The sequence below is a fragment of the Streptomyces sp. NBC_00448 genome, assembly GCF_036014115.1.
Lineage (GTDB): Bacteria > Actinomycetota > Actinomycetes > Streptomycetales > Streptomycetaceae > Actinacidiphila.
The window spans coordinates 1,718,080-1,733,650 of the sequence record NZ_CP107913.1; the positions used below are offsets into that span (position 1 = coordinate 1,718,080).

Annotated in this window: 12 protein-coding genes and 1 pseudogene; 6 read left to right on the forward strand and 7 right to left on the reverse strand. The window is 69.9% G+C overall.

Features of this window, described 5'->3' with window-relative positions; genetic code table 11:
• Window positions 1-97 precede the first annotated feature (97 nt).
• From OG370_RS07225 to OG370_RS07250, 6 genes are all read right to left on the reverse strand, one after another.
• On the reverse strand, window positions 98-844 hold the full coding sequence (locus tag OG370_RS07225) for an ABC transporter ATP-binding protein (RefSeq protein ID WP_328461774.1): 747 nt from the start codon (window positions 842-844) through the stop codon (window positions 98-100).
• Window positions 841-2,682 (reverse strand): branched-chain amino acid ABC transporter ATP-binding protein/permease, encoded by a 1,842-nt coding sequence (locus OG370_RS07230; protein ID WP_328461776.1) that lies wholly within the window; start codon window positions 2,680-2,682, stop codon window positions 841-843. The genes OG370_RS07225 and OG370_RS07230 overlap by 4 nt, the downstream gene beginning before the upstream one ends.
• Window positions 2,679-3,548: a branched-chain amino acid ABC transporter permease gene (locus OG370_RS07235; protein ID WP_328461778.1), complete on the reverse strand. Its 870-nt coding sequence runs from the start codon at window positions 3,546-3,548 to the stop codon at window positions 2,679-2,681. Before OG370_RS07235 ends, OG370_RS07230 begins: the two co-directional genes overlap by 4 nt.
• Before the next feature lie 63 nt (window positions 3,549-3,611).
• Window positions 3,612-4,769, reverse strand: a complete 1,158-nt coding sequence (locus OG370_RS07240; RefSeq protein ID WP_328461780.1) for an ABC transporter substrate-binding protein — start codon at window positions 4,767-4,769, stop codon at window positions 3,612-3,614.
• A gap of 32 nt (window positions 4,770-4,801) precedes the next feature.
• A complete protein-coding gene (locus tag OG370_RS07245; protein WP_328461782.1) occupies window positions 4,802-6,568 on the reverse strand; it encodes a thiamine pyrophosphate-binding protein in 1,767 nt (588 codons plus the stop codon).
• A 3-nt stretch (window positions 6,569-6,571) separates the two neighbouring features.
• Window positions 6,572-8,044: an aldehyde dehydrogenase family protein gene (locus OG370_RS07250; RefSeq protein ID WP_328461784.1), complete on the reverse strand. Its 1,473-nt coding sequence runs from the start codon at window positions 8,042-8,044 to the stop codon at window positions 6,572-6,574.
• Window positions 8,045-8,075: 31 nt separating this feature from the next.
• Here OG370_RS07250 and OG370_RS07255 point away from each other — a divergent pair, with 31 nt between their 5' ends.
• The 4 genes from OG370_RS07255 to OG370_RS07270 all read left to right on the forward strand — a co-directional run bounded on the left by OG370_RS07255 (window position 8,076) and on the right by OG370_RS07270 (window position 11,933).
• Window positions 8,076-8,933, forward strand: coding sequence for an IclR family transcriptional regulator (locus tag OG370_RS07255; protein ID WP_443060626.1), 858 nt, complete (start codon window positions 8,076-8,078; stop codon window positions 8,931-8,933).
• A 16-nt stretch (window positions 8,934-8,949) separates the two neighbouring features.
• Window positions 8,950-10,125, forward strand: a complete 1,176-nt coding sequence (locus OG370_RS07260; RefSeq protein ID WP_328461788.1) for a CaiB/BaiF CoA transferase family protein — start codon at window positions 8,950-8,952, stop codon at window positions 10,123-10,125.
• On the forward strand, window positions 10,122-10,937 hold the full coding sequence (locus tag OG370_RS07265; RefSeq protein ID WP_328461790.1) for a citryl-CoA lyase: 816 nt from the start codon (window positions 10,122-10,124) through the stop codon (window positions 10,935-10,937). Before OG370_RS07260 ends, OG370_RS07265 begins: the two co-directional genes overlap by 4 nt.
• A gap of 126 nt (window positions 10,938-11,063) precedes the next feature.
• Window positions 11,064-11,933 carry a shikimate dehydrogenase gene (locus OG370_RS07270; RefSeq protein WP_328461792.1) on the forward strand — a complete coding sequence of 290 codons (870 nt, stop codon included), beginning with the start codon at window positions 11,064-11,066 and terminating at the stop codon, window positions 11,931-11,933.
• Window positions 11,934-12,022: 89 nt separating this feature from the next.
• Here OG370_RS07270 and OG370_RS07275 read toward each other — a convergent pair whose 3' ends face one another.
• Entirely contained in the window at window positions 12,023-13,027 is a 1,005-nt protein-coding gene (locus OG370_RS07275; protein WP_328461794.1) for a ThuA domain-containing protein, read from the reverse strand.
• Between the two features lie 234 nt (window positions 13,028-13,261).
• On the opposite strand from OG370_RS07275, the gene OG370_RS07280 reads away from it, so the two are divergent.
• A complete protein-coding gene (locus OG370_RS07280) occupies window positions 13,262-15,415 on the forward strand; it encodes an outer membrane protein assembly factor BamB family protein (protein ID WP_328461796.1) in 2,154 nt (717 codons plus the stop codon).
• Between the two features lie 72 nt (window positions 15,416-15,487).
• Window positions 15,488-15,565 (forward strand): annotated as a pseudogene (gene pqqA / locus OG370_RS07285) (pyrroloquinoline quinone precursor peptide PqqA); the annotation flags it as partial.
• Window positions 15,566-15,571: the final 6 nt, after the last annotated feature.

The following is a 15,571-nucleotide window of genomic DNA, read 5'->3' on the forward strand; positions in this document are numbered from 1 at the left end:
GCGCGACGCGGAGCCCTTCGGGGGCGCCGGCGCGCGCGGGCGCACCGGCGCCCCCGGGAGACGCGCTCCAGGGCACGTCGGTCCGCAACGACGGGTTCTAGATACCGAGGTAGCTCCGCCTCACCTGGGGATCGGCACGCAACTCCTCGGTGCTTCCCTGGGTGACGACTTCTCCGTTCTCCACGACCAGGCAGCGGCTGGTCGCCCCGAAGGCGAGCTCGGCGTTCTGCTCGACGAGCAGCAGGCTCAGGCCGGCGCCGCGCAGGCGCAGCAGGATGGCGAGGATGTCGTCGACGAGCTTGGGTGACAAGCCCATGGAGGGCTCGTCGAGGAGGATGAGGTCGGGTTTGGACATCAGGGCCCTGCCGATGGCGAGCATCTGCTGCTGGCCTCCGGACAGCGCTCCTGCCGTCCGCCCGCGCATCTCGCCGAGGACGGGGAACTCCTGGTAGATGCTGTCGAGTTCGGCGGTCCGGCCGCGCCCCCACCCTTTGCTGTAGGCGCCGAGCATGAGGTTCTTCTCGACGGACAGGCCGGCGAAGACGTGGCGGCCCTCGGGGACGTAGCCGATGCCGTGGCGGACCATGTTGCGGGCCGGGGTTCGGCGCAGGTCGGTCTCGCCGAGGCGCAGGGTGGTCGCGGTGCGCGCGGTGAGCCCCATGAGGGCACGCAGGGTGGAGGTCTTGCCGGCACCGTTGGCTCCGATGATGCCGACGGCCTCGCCCGGTTCCACGGTGAAGCTGACGGATCGGACGGCTTGGACGCCGCCGTAGCGCACGCAGAGGTCCTCGACCTGGAGCGTGGTCGCCGCCCGGGTGGAGGTGGGCGAAAGGGTGGTGCTCACGCGTGTTCCTCCGATCGGAGCGCGGCGGGCTCGTCCTTCGGTGCGGCGGGGTGGGTGGCGGCTCGGCCGAGGTACGCCTCGATGACCTGGGGGTCGGCTGCCACCTCGGCGGGCAGGCCGTCGGCGATGACCCGGCCGGCGGCCAGAACGGTGACGTGACCGCACAGGGACATCACCAGGCTCATGTCGTGCTCGATGATCACCACCGTGGTGCCGCTGTCGCGGATGGAGCTGACGATCTCGGCGAGTTGGGCCTTCTCGGCGCCGTTGAGACCGGCCGCGGGTTCGTCCAGGAGCAGCAGGCGCGGTCGGGCCGCCATCGCCCGGGCGAGCTCGACGCGGCGCTGGATGCCGTAGGGCAGGGAGTAGGGGATCGCGTCGGCCAGGGCGGCCAGACCGAAGCGCTCCAGAAGATCCTCGGCGTCGGCACGCAGCACCTTCTCGCCGTGCTGGACACCGAAGGGCCACAGGACGTACCGCCAGGCCCAGCGGGTGGGGGTCCGGTCGAGCGAGGTCAGGAGGTGCTCGCGGACCGTCAGATTGCGGAAGAGCCGCAGGTTCTGGAAGGTGCGGGCCATGCCGAGGTGGGCGAGCCGGTTCGGCTGCATGCCCACGATCTGCGTGCCGCCGAAGTGCGCGGTGCCGGCGGAGGCGTGGTACAGGCCGCTGATGACGTTGAACAGGGTGGTCTTTCCTGATCCGTTGGGCCCGACGATGCCGCGGATCTCGCCTTCGTGGACGGTCAGGGAGACGTCGTCCAGTGCGGTCAGACCTTTGAAGCGCATGGTGACGCCGTCGAGGTCCAGCAGCGTGGCTTGTGCCGCCGCGGTCGCGCCGGCTGCCGGGTAGGGGCGGAAGTCCCCCAGGACGACGGGTGATCCGCCCGCGCCGCGTCGGGCCAGGCGGCGGATCTGGGCGGGGAGCCCGGCCAGTCCGGTGGGCAGGAAGACGACCATGAGGACGACGACGGAGCCGTAGCCGAGCTGGGAGTAGGTGGACAGGTCCGTGAGCTCGTTCTGGACGACGGACAGGACCAGGGCGCCGACGACGCATCCCCACAGGCTCTGGCGGCCACCGATCACGACCATGGCCAGCAGCAGGAACATGTTGGCCGTGCTGAAGGTCTCGGGTGCGACGAACCTGATCAGGCCGGCGTACAGGACTCCCGCCACGCCGCCGTAGATGCCGGCCAGGAGGAAGGAGGTCATGCGCAGGACGGGGATGCGGGCGCCGAGTGATCCGGCGGCCAGCGAGTCGTCGCGCATGGCGCGAAGGCGGCGGCCGAGGCGGGTACGGACGACGAACAGTCCGAACGCCAGGCCGAGGACGAAGACGATCAGCTCCAGGTAGTAGTAGAGGTAGTCGCTGGAGAGGTCGACGCCGCCGAGCGGGGGGACGGGGATGCCGGGGATGCCCGAGCCGCTGCCGGCGATGGAGGCGTTGGTGACCCAGTTGAGGAAGGCCAGGGACAGGCCGAGGGTGACGATGCCGAGGTAGTGGGACTGCACGCGCAGGGCGGGCAGTCCGACGATCAGGCCGATCACGGCGGCGGCCAGGACGGCGAGAACGGCGGCGGTCCAGAAGCCGAGGTGGTTGTGCGTGGTGAGGATGGCGGTGGTGTAGGCGCCGACGCCCAGGAAGGCGACCTGGGCGAGGTTGATCTGTCCGGCGATGCCCATGACCAGGCCCTGGCCGATGGCGAGGACGGCGTAGACGAGTGCGGTGTCCAGGATGTGCATCTCGTAGCTGCCGACGCCGTACGGAACGAACCAGGCGACGACGAGCAGGAGAAAGTAGCCGCCGGGACGGGTCAGGCGGTGGCGGAACAGGGAGTTCATGCGCGGCTGACCGTCCTTTCTCCGAACACGCCGGTGGGCCGGATCATGACCAGGGCGGCGAAGACGATGAACGTCACGAGGTCGGAGTAGCCGTGGAAGTGGCCGGCGGAGAAGGAGCTGAGCAGGCCCATGACGACGCCGCCGATGACGGCTCCGGGGATGGAGCCGAAGCCGCCGAGGATGGCGGCGGCGAAACCGTCGACGCCGATGGTCCCTCCCATGGAGGGGCTGACGTAGAGCAGGGGGCCGACCAGTGCCCCGGCGAGGGCGGCGAGGCCCGCGCCGATGGCGAAGGCGATGGCGTTGCTGCGGCCGACGTTGATGCCGGCCGCGGAGGCGGCGTCGTAGTCCATGGCCACTGCCTGCATGGCGATGCCGTGGCGGGTGCGTTCGAGGAAGAGGGTGAGCGCGACCATGGCGGCGACGGCGATGCCGACGACGACGAGGTCGTAGGTGGGGATGGAAGCGCCCAGGAAGTGGAGCGGCCCGGAGGAGACGGGAGAGGGGACGGCGCGGCCGGTGGCTCCCCAGATGAGGGTGGCCAGGGCTTCGAGAACGATGCCGAAGCCGATGGTGCCGATGAGCATGAGGTCGAAGTCCTTGCCCTCCAGGGGGCGGAGCATGCGCTCGATGACCAGGCCGATCAGCCCGGTGATCACGATGGCGGCGATGACGGCCACGGCGAAGGGCAGGTGCTCGGACATGGTGAAGGTGGAGGCGACGTAGGCGCCGATCATGAGGACGTCGGCGTGGGCGAAGTTGACCAGGCCCATGGTGCGGTAGACGAGCGCGAAGCCGAGTGCGACGAGCGCGTAGACGGCTCCCAGGCTCAGGCCGCCCACCAGCGTCTGCAGGAAGACTTGCATGGCTTCCCTTTCGGTGGACCGCCCGGCCCTTGCGGGCCGGCCGGCGCGGGGCGGTGGCTGGAGTCAGCTGGCGGCGGCGGTGAGTTGGCCGCCCTTGATGACGCCGATCTTGGTGGCGAAGATGCCGACGCCGGTGTCGTCGAAGGAGAAGTCGCCCAGCAGGCCGTCGTACCTGGTGGCTCGGATGGCGTCGGCGAGCTTCTTGCCGGTGGCGCCATGGCTGTTCTTCAGGGCGGTCAGCACGATCGAGGTGCCGTCGTACGCCTTGGCTCCGTGCAGTTCGGCTGTCTGCTGGTAGGCGGCCTTGTAGGCGGTGGCGAATGCCTTGGTCTGGGCGTTGGCGTCGTTGCTGAGGTAGGGCGAGGAGACGATGGTGCCGTCGGCGTGGGTGCCGCCGGCGGTGCTGATGTAGACCGGGGTGCCCTGGGGGGCGGCTCCGGCGAAGGGGGCGGTGATGCCCAGGGATCGCGCCTGCTTGACGATGAGGCCGGCCTCGACCTCCTCGGAGCCGATGAAGACCACCTGCGGGTTGGTCTTCTTGATGGTGGTCAGGGCGGCGGAGAAGTCGATCTGGCTGGTGGTGACGACCTGGTCGGTGGTCGGGGACAGGCCGCGCTTCTTCAGTTCGGCGAGGAAGGCGTCGTGCTCGCCCTTGCCGTAGGAGCCGTTGTTGCTGATCATCGCGACCTTCTTCAGGCCCTTGGTGTCGATCACGTACTTGGCCAGCGTGGCGTCGTAGGTGGTGCTGGTGGGACCGTTGAGGAAGACGAACGGGTCCTTGGAAGCGATGATCTGGGGAGACTGCCCGGAGGTGATGTTGGGTATCCGGGCGGACTGCAGCGTCGGCTCCATCGCCACCGTCACACCGCTCTCCGCGGTGCCGATCATGGCGGTGTAGCCCTGGCTGGCCAGCTTGCTGGCGATGTTGGTGCCGGTGGTCGGATCGCCCTTGTCGTCGAACAGGTGCAACTGGATCTTGCGGCCGTCGACGCCGCCCTTGGCGTTCCACTCGTCCACGGCGAGCTTGGCGCCCTTGTACTCCCAGGCGCCCAGCGCGCTGTTCTCACCGCTCTGTGCGTCCACGACCGCGATCTTGATGGGAGCGGAGGAGTCGCTGCCGGAGGAGGACTTGTTCTTGTCGGACGGGGCGGAGCAGGCACTGGCGGCCGCCAGGCACAGTACGGCGGAAGCGACGGCGAGGGTGGTGCGGGTGGTACGCATGGGTTCACCTCGTTGTGGGTCCGGCAGCAGGGTCACGCGAATCTGCCGTGGTAGATGTCCTTGATGTTCCAGTGGCCGGGGGTGGGCACCGGGGTGTTGACCATCGGCACGTCCAGCACGGCGGGGCGGCGGCGCTCGATGGCGGTGCGCAGCGACTTGGCCAGGTCGTCGGCCGAGCCGATGCGGTAGCCGTCCAGGCCGCATGCCTCGCCGAGCGCGGCGAAGTCCGGGCTGTACGGGTTGCCGTCGGCGTCGAGGAACTCGCAGCCGAAGCCGGTACTGAAGTTCGCGGCCTGCAGGTCGGCGATGGTGCCGTGGGCGCTGTTGTTCATGACGACGAACAGCACGGGAGCGCCCTGTTCCGCGGCCATGGGCAACGCGGGCAGTTGCGCGCTCATCCCGCCGTCTCCGATGAGCGCGACGACGGTGCGGTGGGGCTGGGCGAGTTGGACTCCGACGGCCGCGGCCGGGCCGAAGCCCATGGTGGAGGAGCCGCCGGGAGTGATGAAGCGGCCCTCTTCGGGCAGGTCGTAGCACTGGGCCACGCCGTTCTTGTTCCAGCCGACGTCGGTGACCAGGATCGTGTCGGCGGGCAGGGTGTCGCGCAGGTCGGCCAGTATCCGCTCGGGAGCCAGCGGGAAGGCGTCGCTGCGGCCGCGTTCGCGGGCTCCGTCGAAGACCTCGCGCCGGGAGGCGGTGATCCGCTCGCGAAGGCCCTCGCGCCGTACGGGCTCCGGCTGGATCTCACGGACCGCCCGGTCGACGGCGGCGACCGCGGCGGCGGCGTCCGCCACCGCGCCGATCTCCACCGGGTAGTTGCGGCCGATCTCGTCGGTGTCGATGTCGATCTGGATGAGCTTGGCGGGCGGGAAGGCCCAGGTGTACTCCGGTTCCCAGGAGCTGGAGTCGGTCTCCGCGAAACGGGTGCCAAGCGCCAGGACGACGTCCGCCTCGCGGGTGCTGCGGTTGGCCTGCTCGCTGCCCCAGAAGCCGGTGATGCCGAGCAGCAGGGGGTGCTGGTCGGGGAGGGTGCCCTTGCCCATCAGCGAGTGGGCGACGGGCAGGTCCAGGTGTTCGGCCAGCGAGATCATGGCCGCGCGGCCGGCCGGTCCGCGCAGGCCGCCGCCGACGTACACCAGCGGGTGTTCGGCCTCGACCAGCAGACCGGCGATACGGCGGGCGGTGTCGGCGGGCAGGTCGGGGATCGCGCGCTCACGGACCAGGGGGTGGGCGTCGGCGAGAGCGGCGGGGATCTCGCGGTTGAACAGGTCCATGGGGATGTTCAGCAGCACGGCCCCGGGGCGGCCGCTGGTGGCGGTCCAGAACGCGCGCTCGAGGAACCTCGGCAGGTCCTCGGCTCGGTGCGCGTTCCACACCCGCTTGACGAAGGGCCGGTAGATGGAGCCCTGGTCCGCGTCCTGGTGGAGGTTGACCTCCTGGTGCGGGTGGCGGCCGTGGTAGTAGGTGGGGATGTCGCCGCTGATCGCGATGAGCGGCACGGAGTCGAAGCCGGCGGAGGCGACACCGGTGACGGCGTTCATCATGCCGGGGCCGACGTGGACGAGGACCACGCCGGGTTTGCCCGAGGCGCGGGCGTAACCGTCGGCGGCGTGGGCGGCGGCCTGCTCGTGGCGGGCGATGACGAACCTGATGCTGGAGCGTGACAGGGCGTCCAGCAGGGCGATGTTGGTGTGTCCGCAGGTGCCGAAGATGGTGTCGACGCCGAAGGACTCCAGTTGCCGGGTGAGCGCGTCGGCGGCGGAGATCGCCGCGGGGGTGGTGGTCTCGGTGTCGGTCATGGGCTAGTCCTCACCCCAGATCGAGAGCTGGCGCAGTGTCAGGGTCTTGGTGACGGTGAAGTCGTCGAGCATCCAGCGGGGGGACTCGCGGCCGATGCCGGAGTCCTTCACACCGCCGAAGGGAATGTGGTCCAGGCGGTAGTTGGAGGAGCCGTTGACGATCAGGCCGCCGACTTCCAGTTCCCGCCATGCGGTGAAGACCTTGGTCAGGTCATGGGTGAACAGGCCGGCCTGGAGCCCGAAGCGGCTCGTGTTGCACTGGACCAGCACGGCGGCGAAGTCGTCGAAGGGGGTGACGGCGACCAGCGCGCCGAAGACCTCCTCGGTGATGACGCGGGCGTCGGCGGGCGGTCCTGCGACGATGGTGGGTGCGGCGGTGGCGCCGTCGCGGGTGCCTCCGGCAAGGAGCCGTGCGCCGGCGGCGCGAGCCTCTTCCGCCCAGCTCACCACCCGCTCGGCGGCGTCCTCGGTGACCATGGCGCCGACGTCGGTGGCCTCGTCGAGGGGATCTCCGACCTTGAGCGCCTTGACCTGGGTGGTGAAGGCGTCGAGGAACTCCTCGTAGCGCGAGGAGTGGACGTAGACACGCTGCACCGAGATGCAGCTCTGGCCGGAGTTGCTGTAACCGGTACGGGCGCACACCGCGGCGGCGGCCGCGATGTCGGCGTCCTCGCAGACGATGGTGGCGGCGTTGCCGCCCAGCTCCAGGACGGTGCGGCGCGGTCCGGCCGCGCGGGCGACCGCGGCGCCCGCCGTGGAGGACCCGGTGAAGCTGATGGCGTCGATCCGCGGGTCCGAGGAGAGGCCGGCCCCGATGTCGGCCCCACCGTGCAGGAGTTGCACGGCCTCCAGCGGCATGCCGGCGTCCAGAAGCAGCCGGACCACGGCGGCGGAGGTGGCCGGAGCCTGCGGCGGGGGCTTGACGACCGTGGTGTTGCCGGCGGCGAACGCGGCTCCGAGCTTGTGGGCGAGCAGGTTGGCGGGAGCGTTGAAGGGGGTGATGGCCAGCACGACACCGACCGGTGCCCGGTAGGTCAGGGAGGTGTTGCCGACGCCGCGCTCCCAGCCGGCCACCGGCAGGACCTCGCCGGACAGGCGGCGGGCCTCGGCGGCACAGACCCTGAAGGTGTCCGCGACGCGGAGGATCTCTCCGGAGCCGTCCTTGACGGGTTTGCCCAGCTCCCAACCCAGCAGCCTCGCCAGTTCCGGGCGGCGCTCCATCGCCAGGGCCGCGGCGCGCTCCAGAATGGAGGCCCGTGTGGCGGGAGCGAGGGCGGCGATCCTGGCGCGCGCTCCACGGGCGTACTCAAGTGCCTCGTCGACCTCTTTCAAAGTGGTCGATCGTGCCCGGCTGACGGTCCGGCGGAGATAGGGACCGGTTCGCTCGAACCGGTCCCCATCCTCCCTCCATTCGCCGGCTATCAGCGCGGGTGCATCGACAGGGAGGGCGTCTTCGGTGTTCTTCGGATCGATCATGCATCCTCCATAGAACCGCTAGGCGGAACAAGTGGACCGCTGTGCAGACTCCGAGTACGGTACTGACCGAGAAGGCGGCCGACAAGCCAAGGGCGCCGAGAAGTTAGGGGCAGGTGACGGAAGTTTGACCACGGAAGACACACAAGGAGTCCGAAGTGTCCAGCGGGCGCTCGACATCATGGGACTCTTGACGGAGGAACGACCATCGGTCACGCTGCGGGAGATCACCGACGCGACCGGCCTGCCCAAGACCACGGTGCTGCGGATCGTGCAGACCCTGGAGCAGAACGGCATGCTCTGGGCGACCGACGGCGGCTACATGGCCGGGCCCGGGCTATGGCGCTGGGCCCATCTGGCGCGCTTCAGCTGGGAGTTGCCGCCGGAGACGCGCAAGGTCATCCGCGACCTGGCCGCCGATCTGCGCGAGACCGTGAACCTGTACATGGTCCGCGGCGTCCACCGGGTGGTGGTCGCGCAGCAGGAGAGCCCCGAGCCGCTGCGGCATGTCGTGCACGTCGGCGACGAGTTGCCGCTGTGGATGGGCGCGGCGTCGAAGATTCTGCTGCAAAGCGCCTCCGAGGATCAGTTGGCCAGAGTCGCCGCCACCTCGCCGTACGGCCCGAGCCATGTCAGGCGGTTGACGGAGTGGATCGACGAGGCCGCGCACACCGGCTGGGCCGTCAGTCACGGCGAGCGTGACCAGGGACTGTCCGCGGTGGCGGTGCCGATCCGCGGCAGATCGGGTTCGGTGGTCGCCGCGCTGTCGCTGAGCGGCCCGTCCGTGAGGTTCACCGACGAAGCGGTGACGCGCTTCGCCGGCGAACTCACCCGGGCCGCCCAGCACGTCTCAGAGCGCGGGTTCGACCACCCCTTCGCGGCAGCGACGTAAGGAAGGAGCACGCCAAGTGCAGCCCCGACCGTTGAGTGGCATCAGCGTCCTCGACCTGACGAATGTACTATCCGGTCCGTACTGTAGCTATCAGCTCGCCCTTTTGGGTGCGGAAGTACTCAAGATCGAGAATCCGGGGCAGGGTGACCTGGCCCGGCGGCTGGGCGCGGACCCTGCCTTGAACCGGCAAGGGATCGGCGCGTCGTTCCTGGCCCAGAACGCGGGCAAGAAGTCCGTGGAACTCAACCTCAAGGAACCCGGCGACCGCGCACGCTTCGAGGACCTGGTCCGCGGGGCCGACGTGCTGGTCGAGAACTTCCGGGCCGGCGTGATGGGGCGCCTGGGGTACGGCTGGGAGCGCTTGCGGGTGCTGAACCCCAGCCTGGTCTACTGCGCGATCTCCGGGTTCGGGCAGAGCGGACCGATGAGCGACGCTCCCGCCTATGACCAGGTCATCCAGGGGCTGTCGGGGATGATGAGCATCACCGGCACCCCCGACACGGCTCCCCTGCGGGTGGGCTTTCCGGTCGCCGACACGCTCGGCGGCCTGATGGGGGCGATGTCCATCTGCGCGGCCCTGGCCTCCCGGGCCGGCGGCGGCGCGGGCCGGTTCATCGACGTCTCCATGCTGGAGGCGTCGGTGTCCGCGATGGGCTGGCCGGTCTCCAACTACCTGGTGTGCGGTGTGGAGCCGGAGCCGATGGGCGACCAGAACGCCACCGCCGCGCCGTCGGGGACGTTCACCGCCGCGGACGGCCCGCTGAACATCGCCGCCAACCAGCAGCGGCAGTACGAGAACCTGTGCCGGGCGATCGACCGGGTGGACCTGGTCACCGACTTCAGGTTCGCCGACCGCGAGTCACGCAAGGTCCACCGCGAAGAGCTCAACGCCGAGATCAACGTCGCCCTCAAACGCAAGGACTGCCTGTACTGGGAGCGCGAGTTGGGCGCCGTCGGTGTTCCCGCGGCCCGGATCACCACGGTCGCCCAGACGTTGGCCCTGGAGCAGCTGGTCGACCGCGGGTTCGTCTCCGAAGTCCCGTTCCCCGACGGGTCGCAGCGCTCGGTGCGGGTGTGCGGCACCGGCGTCCAGTTCGACGGTGAAGCCCTCCGCCCGCTCAGTCCGGCTCCGCTGCTGGGTGAGCACAACGACCAGTTGGCCGAGCTCACGGAAAGGTGGTTGCGCTCATGACCGCGACGGCAGTGGAGCAGGGGGACCGCAAGGCGGCCGACTGGTGGGCCACTTCGGTGATCCGGATGGCGCCGGGTGTGGTGGAACTGCGCGGACGCCCGGTGCAGGACCTCATCGGCTCGTCCTCCTTCCCCGCGCTGATCTGGATGATGCTGTTGGGTACCGAGCCCACCGCGGGTCAGGCCCGTCTGCTGGAGGCGGCGCTGGTCGCCGGAGTCGACCACGGTCCGCAGGCGCCCTCGGTGGCCATCGCCCGCATGGCCGCCACCTGCGGTGTCGGCCTCAACAGCGCGATGGCCAGCGGCATCAACGTGCTCGGCGACTCACATGGCGGCGCCGGCCAGCAGTGCGTGGAACTGCTCCACGAGGTCGTCGCCCTCACCTCGCAGGGTGAGTCCCCCGAGGCGGCCGCGGCCGCTGTGGTGGCCCGGTGGCGCGAGCACACGCGGTACCTGCCCGGGTTCGGGCATCGCTTCCACCCCGTCGATCCCCGCCGTGCGCCTCTGCTCTCGCTCGTCGACACGGCAGTGGCCGCAGGAGAGGTCGAAGGGCTGCACGCGACCGCGGCCCTTGCCGTCGAGGCGGAGATCAACCGGGGCCGGGCCCGGCCGATCCCCATGAACATCGACGGCGCCACCGCCGTCATCTACGCCGAACTCGGCTTCCCGGCGCCTTTGGCCCGGGGCCTCTTCGTGCTCAGTCGCAGCGTGGGCATCCTCGCCCACGCCTGGGAGGAGAGCCAGTCCGGGCTGCGGAACAAGGGGCCCATCCCCCGTGACGTGCTGCCCACCCATCTCGGCCAGGACGGCTGACCGTTCCGTCCCCCCTGCATGACCGCCGGCCGGGCGCGCACCCTCAGCGCCCGGTCGGGTTCCGGGCTGCCCACGTCCGGGTGCCGGGCCCGGGCCCTTCTCCCCCGCTTGAGGAGGCATGACCCCATGGCAGAGCGCTCCACCTATCTGATCGGGCTGATCGGCTCCGGGATCGGCACGTCGTTCAGCCCGGAGCTCCATCACCGCGAGGCCGACCGCCACCACATCCGGCTGGTGTACCGGATACTCGACATCGACGGGCACGGCGACCCGGCCGACGCCCTGGTCGGCTTGCTGCACGCCGCACAGGACAGCGGCTTCGACGGCCTGAACATCACCCACCCGTGCAAGCAGCTGGTCGTTCCCCACCTGGACCGGCTCTCCGAGGACGCGGCCGCGCTGGGAGCGGTCAACACCGTCGTCTTCTCCGACGGCCGCACGGTCGGCCACAACACCGACGTCACCGGCTTCGGCTCCTCGTTCGTCCGCGCTTTGCCCGACGCCCCACGGCGCAGAGTCGTCCAGTTGGGCGCCGGCGGCGCGGGCGCCGCCGTCGCCCACGCGATGCTGCGCATGGGGACCGAGCACCTGTACATCGTCGACACCGACATCCGGCGCGCCGCCGGCCTGGCGAAGGCTCTTGCCGCCCGCGCCGGTACCGCCCAGGTGACCAGCGCCGGCAGCGCGGAACTGGCCCGGCTGCTCGCCGACGCCGACGGGCTGGTCCACGCCACCCCTACCGGAATGGTCGGCCACCCCGGCATGCCGCTGCCCGCCGCCTTGTTGCGGAACGGGCTGTGGGTGGCCGACATCGTCTACCGGCCCATGCTGACCGAGCTGTTGACGGCGGCGCGCGCGGTCGGAGCCCGGACTCTGGGGGGTGGCGGCATGGTGGCCTTGCAGGCGGCGGACGCGTTCCAGCTGTTCACCGGCCTGGAACCGCACCGGGAACTGATGCTCGCCGATGTCGCCTTGCTGGCGTCGGCCGGGAGGTGAACGGCGCGGCGCCTGCCGCCCGCGCGCCGGTGGCGTTCCCTCCCGAGCCGGGAGGGAACGCCACCGGTGATCGCGTCGCCGCAAGGAGGTCAGGCGGTGCAGAAGGGGGTCTGGCCCATGGCGGACTTGATGCCGTTGACCAGCAGGCTCTGGAACTGGGCGGCTCCGGGGTAGCTGGAGCCGATCGTCCAGTCCTGCGCGTCGTGGCCGAGGGTGGTCAGGAACGCTCGGCCGCCGTCGTAGTACTGGCACCAGGCGACCGGGTGGAAACTGCCCATGCCCGGGCTGCCGTTGTAGCCGGCCGGCGGGTTCGTCGGCATCGACTTCTCGCTGACGGTGGCCAGGATCTTCACTCCGGTCGGGCGGCTGGAGAGGTTGTACCACTCGTCCTCACCGGTCCAGGAGTGCGGAAGGCTCCGGGTGGAGCTGTCCTTGGCCGTCACGCTGACCGTGCCGGTCTGCAGCGGCCCGTGGTCGAAGAGTTGGGCGTTGCCGAGCAGGCCCAGGTACCAGTTCCAGTTGTATTCGGTGCCGAAGGCGTTGTGGACCCCGATGAACGCACCGCCGGCTTCCATGTAGATGCGCAGCGAGGTCTGGGCGGCGTCGTCGAGCGCGGTCCGGGAGGTGAAGAACAGGATCGCGTTGTACTTCTCCAGCGTCGCGGGATTGGCGAACACGCTGGTGTCCTCGGTCCAGTCCACGGAGAAGCCGTTGGCCTTGCCGAGCGCGACCATCCCGTTCTGCACCGCGTTGGCGGCGGTCAGCGGCGGGTCCAGGCCCGGGCCCAGCGCGGGGCCGAGGTCGGCGTGGCGCGGCCCGGCGGTCTTGGTGAAGACCAGGACGTGGTACCCGTTCTTGGCCGGGTTGAAGTTGACCCACTTGTGGTAGCACGACGGGTCGATGCCCCGGCACACCCCGAACTGCGGGTCGACGCCGTTGGCGTAGTACGGCAGGCCGTTGCCGCCCTGGTTGGCGTTGGCGCCGCCGGCGGTCATCACGGTGAAGACCGCCAGGGACGCGAGCACCGCGGCCACCAGGGCGGTGAGCCGTCTGGACCGCAGGCGGTCCCGGATCTTGCTGAATGGTGTGGACACCCTTGTACAGCCCTCTCATGAGTGAGGTCCGTAGAGCGGACCAGTGAGCCCGTTTTTCTGGGCGAAATCTGACAGCAACGCTAACCGAACACCAACCAGGTGCGGAAGTCTTGTTGTTCGCGGCGAGGAGGACTAACTTCCATCCATCTAACGGATCGATTGGTCCACCAGACAGACCATCGATCGCGCACCCCCATCCAGAAGGGCACGGCACCGATGGAGAGACGCAGGTTCTTGACAGGAGCAGCGGCCACGGCCGCGGTCGCCACCACGAGCGTGACGCTGGCGACTGACGCACGAGCCGCATCCGCCGACAACCTGGCGCTGCCCGTCCCACAGCAGCCCGTCAGCCTGGCGGCCCCGCGGCAGAACTGGCCCAAGGTCGGGGGCGACCTGGGCAACAAGAACTACTCGACCCTCGCCCGCATCGACCGCCGCAATGTCACCAAGCTCGGCGGTGCCTGGCACACGAACCTGGAAGGCGGGGACACCTCCCAGGGCCAGCAGTCCACGGTGGTGGCCCAGAACGGCGTCCTGTACGTCCAGACCACCCAGCAGAACGTCTTCGCCGTCAACGGCCGCACCGGGACGGTGCTGTGGAAGACCAACGTGGGCACGTCCAGGACCAACATGCGCGGCGTCGCCCTGGGGGACGGCCTGGTCTTCTCGATATCCGGCGCCAACATCCTCCACGCCCTCGACCAGACCACCGGCAAGGTGGTCTGGAAGACGCAGCTGATGAACGAGGACGCCAGCAGCGGCGGCGGCGACACCGGCGGCTGCGACCCCGGCGGCGAGTGCGGCGGCACGGTCGGCACCCTGGCCGGCGCGGTCGTCCACTGGGACGGTCTGATCTACGTCGGCATGCAGGGCAGCACCGCCGGCGCCCGCGGGCGCGCCTACGCCCTGAACGCCAGGACCGGCAAGGTCGCCTGGACCTTCTGGAGCTGCCCCGGCACCGGCGAGTACGGCAACGACACCTGGGCCGGGGACAGCTGGCAGACCGGTGGCGCGGTGTGCTGGCTGCACCCTGCCGTCGACCCCGACACCTCCACCGTCTACTGGGCGTTCGGCAACCCCTACCCGAGGACCGACGGTTCCAGCCGCATGGGCACCAACCTGTTCGCCAACTGCCTTCTGGCACTGGACGCCAAGAGCGGTAAACGCAAGTGGCACTTCCAGTCCGTGCACCACGACATCTGGGACTACGACAACGTCATGTCCCCGCTGCTGCTGGATCTGCGGATCTCCGGGAAGACCCGCAAGGTCGTGGTCTACGGCAGCAAGGTCGGGATGTTCTACATCCTGGATCGTCACACCGGCGAGGGAATCCACGGCATCGAGGAGCGGCCGGTCCCGCAGCAGGCCGAGCAGCTGACCTGGCCCACCCAGCCCTACCCGGGCGGCGAGCCGTTCATCCCAGCGTCCTTCCCCACCCCGGAGAACACCACCCGGCCGGTGCCGTTCTACCCCAACGGCGGGCGCTTCACCCCGTTCTGGGACCGGGCGACCATCGTCTATCCGGGCGCGGGTGGCGGGGCCGACTGGGCCGCCCACTCCTTCAGCGAGTCCACGGGCTACGTCTACGTCGGCTACGGCCTGATCAACTCCTCCTACTCCAACACCCACGGCGGGCGTGTCAACACCGCCCGCCCGCTCGGCCAGTACAACAGCGGCGGCTTCGCCGCAGTCGACCCGCGCACCAACACCGTGGTCTGGCAACGCGACCACCCCACCGCCCTGTCCCACGGCACCGGCTTCCTCAGCACGGCCGGGCGGCTGCTGTTCCGCGGCAGCCTCGACGGTGTCCTCAGCGCGCTGGACGACGCCACCGGCCAGGAGCTGTGGACCTTCCAGTGCGGGGCCGGAGCCAACACCTGCCCGGTCACCTACGAGATCGACGGCGAGCAGTACGTCGCGATCCTGGCCGGCGGCAACGGCCTGCCCTACCCCGACATCCCCAAGGGCGACCACCTGTGGGCGTTCAAGCTGGGCGGGAAGGTCGCCCCCGCGCCGACCCCCGAACCGCCGAACCCCCGCAACGACATCACCACCACCCCGGTCGCGGGCAGCTCCGTCAACAACACGATCACCCTGGGACGGACCTGGTCCTCGACCACCAAGGCGCCGAGCACCACCGAGAACCTCGTCTCCACCGGCGCGATGGCCCCCCAGTCGCTGACGGTGCCGGTCGGCACCACCGTGACGTTCCTCAACCCGTCCGGCAACGCGCAGGCCCACGGCGCGGTCTCGTTCTTCGAGAACGAGTTCGACAGCGGACAACTGACGCCGGGCCAGTCCTTCACCCACACCTTCACCAAGGCCGGCGAGTACTTCTTCAACGATCCCGAATACCCGCAGGCCACCGGAAAGATCGTCGTCGGCTGACAGCCGGCGAACGCCCCATCCCTCCCCGCGGACAACCCGCTCGAAAGGAATCTCATGACCGACACCACCACCTCCACCTGGCAGACCCCCGACTTCGAGGTCGTCGACACCGCGTTGGAGGTCACCGCCTACTCGCTCAGCACCCGCTGACAGGCG

Excerpts from the sequence above, each read along its gene's own strand:
- OG370_RS07250 (WP_328461784.1), bottom strand. The coding sequence starts at position 8,044 with ATGATCGATCCGAAGAACACCGAAGACGCCCTCCCTGTCGATGCACCC.
- OG370_RS07235 (WP_328461778.1), bottom strand. The coding sequence starts at position 3,548 with ATGCAAGTCTTCCTGCAGACGCTGGTGGGCGGCCTGAGCCTGGGAGCC.
- OG370_RS07245 (WP_328461782.1), bottom strand. The coding sequence starts at position 6,568 with ATGACCGACACCGAGACCACCACCCCCGCGGCGATCTCCGCCGCCGAC.
- OG370_RS07230 (WP_328461776.1), bottom strand. The coding sequence starts at position 2,682 with ATGAACTCCCTGTTCCGCCACCGCCTGACCCGTCCCGGCGGCTACTTT.
- OG370_RS07270 (WP_328461792.1), top strand. The coding sequence starts at position 11,064 with ATGGCAGAGCGCTCCACCTATCTGATCGGGCTGATCGGCTCCGGGATC.
- OG370_RS07240 (WP_328461780.1), bottom strand. The coding sequence starts at position 4,769 with ATGCGTACCACCCGCACCACCCTCGCCGTCGCTTCCGCCGTACTGTGC.
- OG370_RS07265 (WP_328461790.1), top strand. The coding sequence starts at position 10,122 with ATGACCGCGACGGCAGTGGAGCAGGGGGACCGCAAGGCGGCCGACTGG.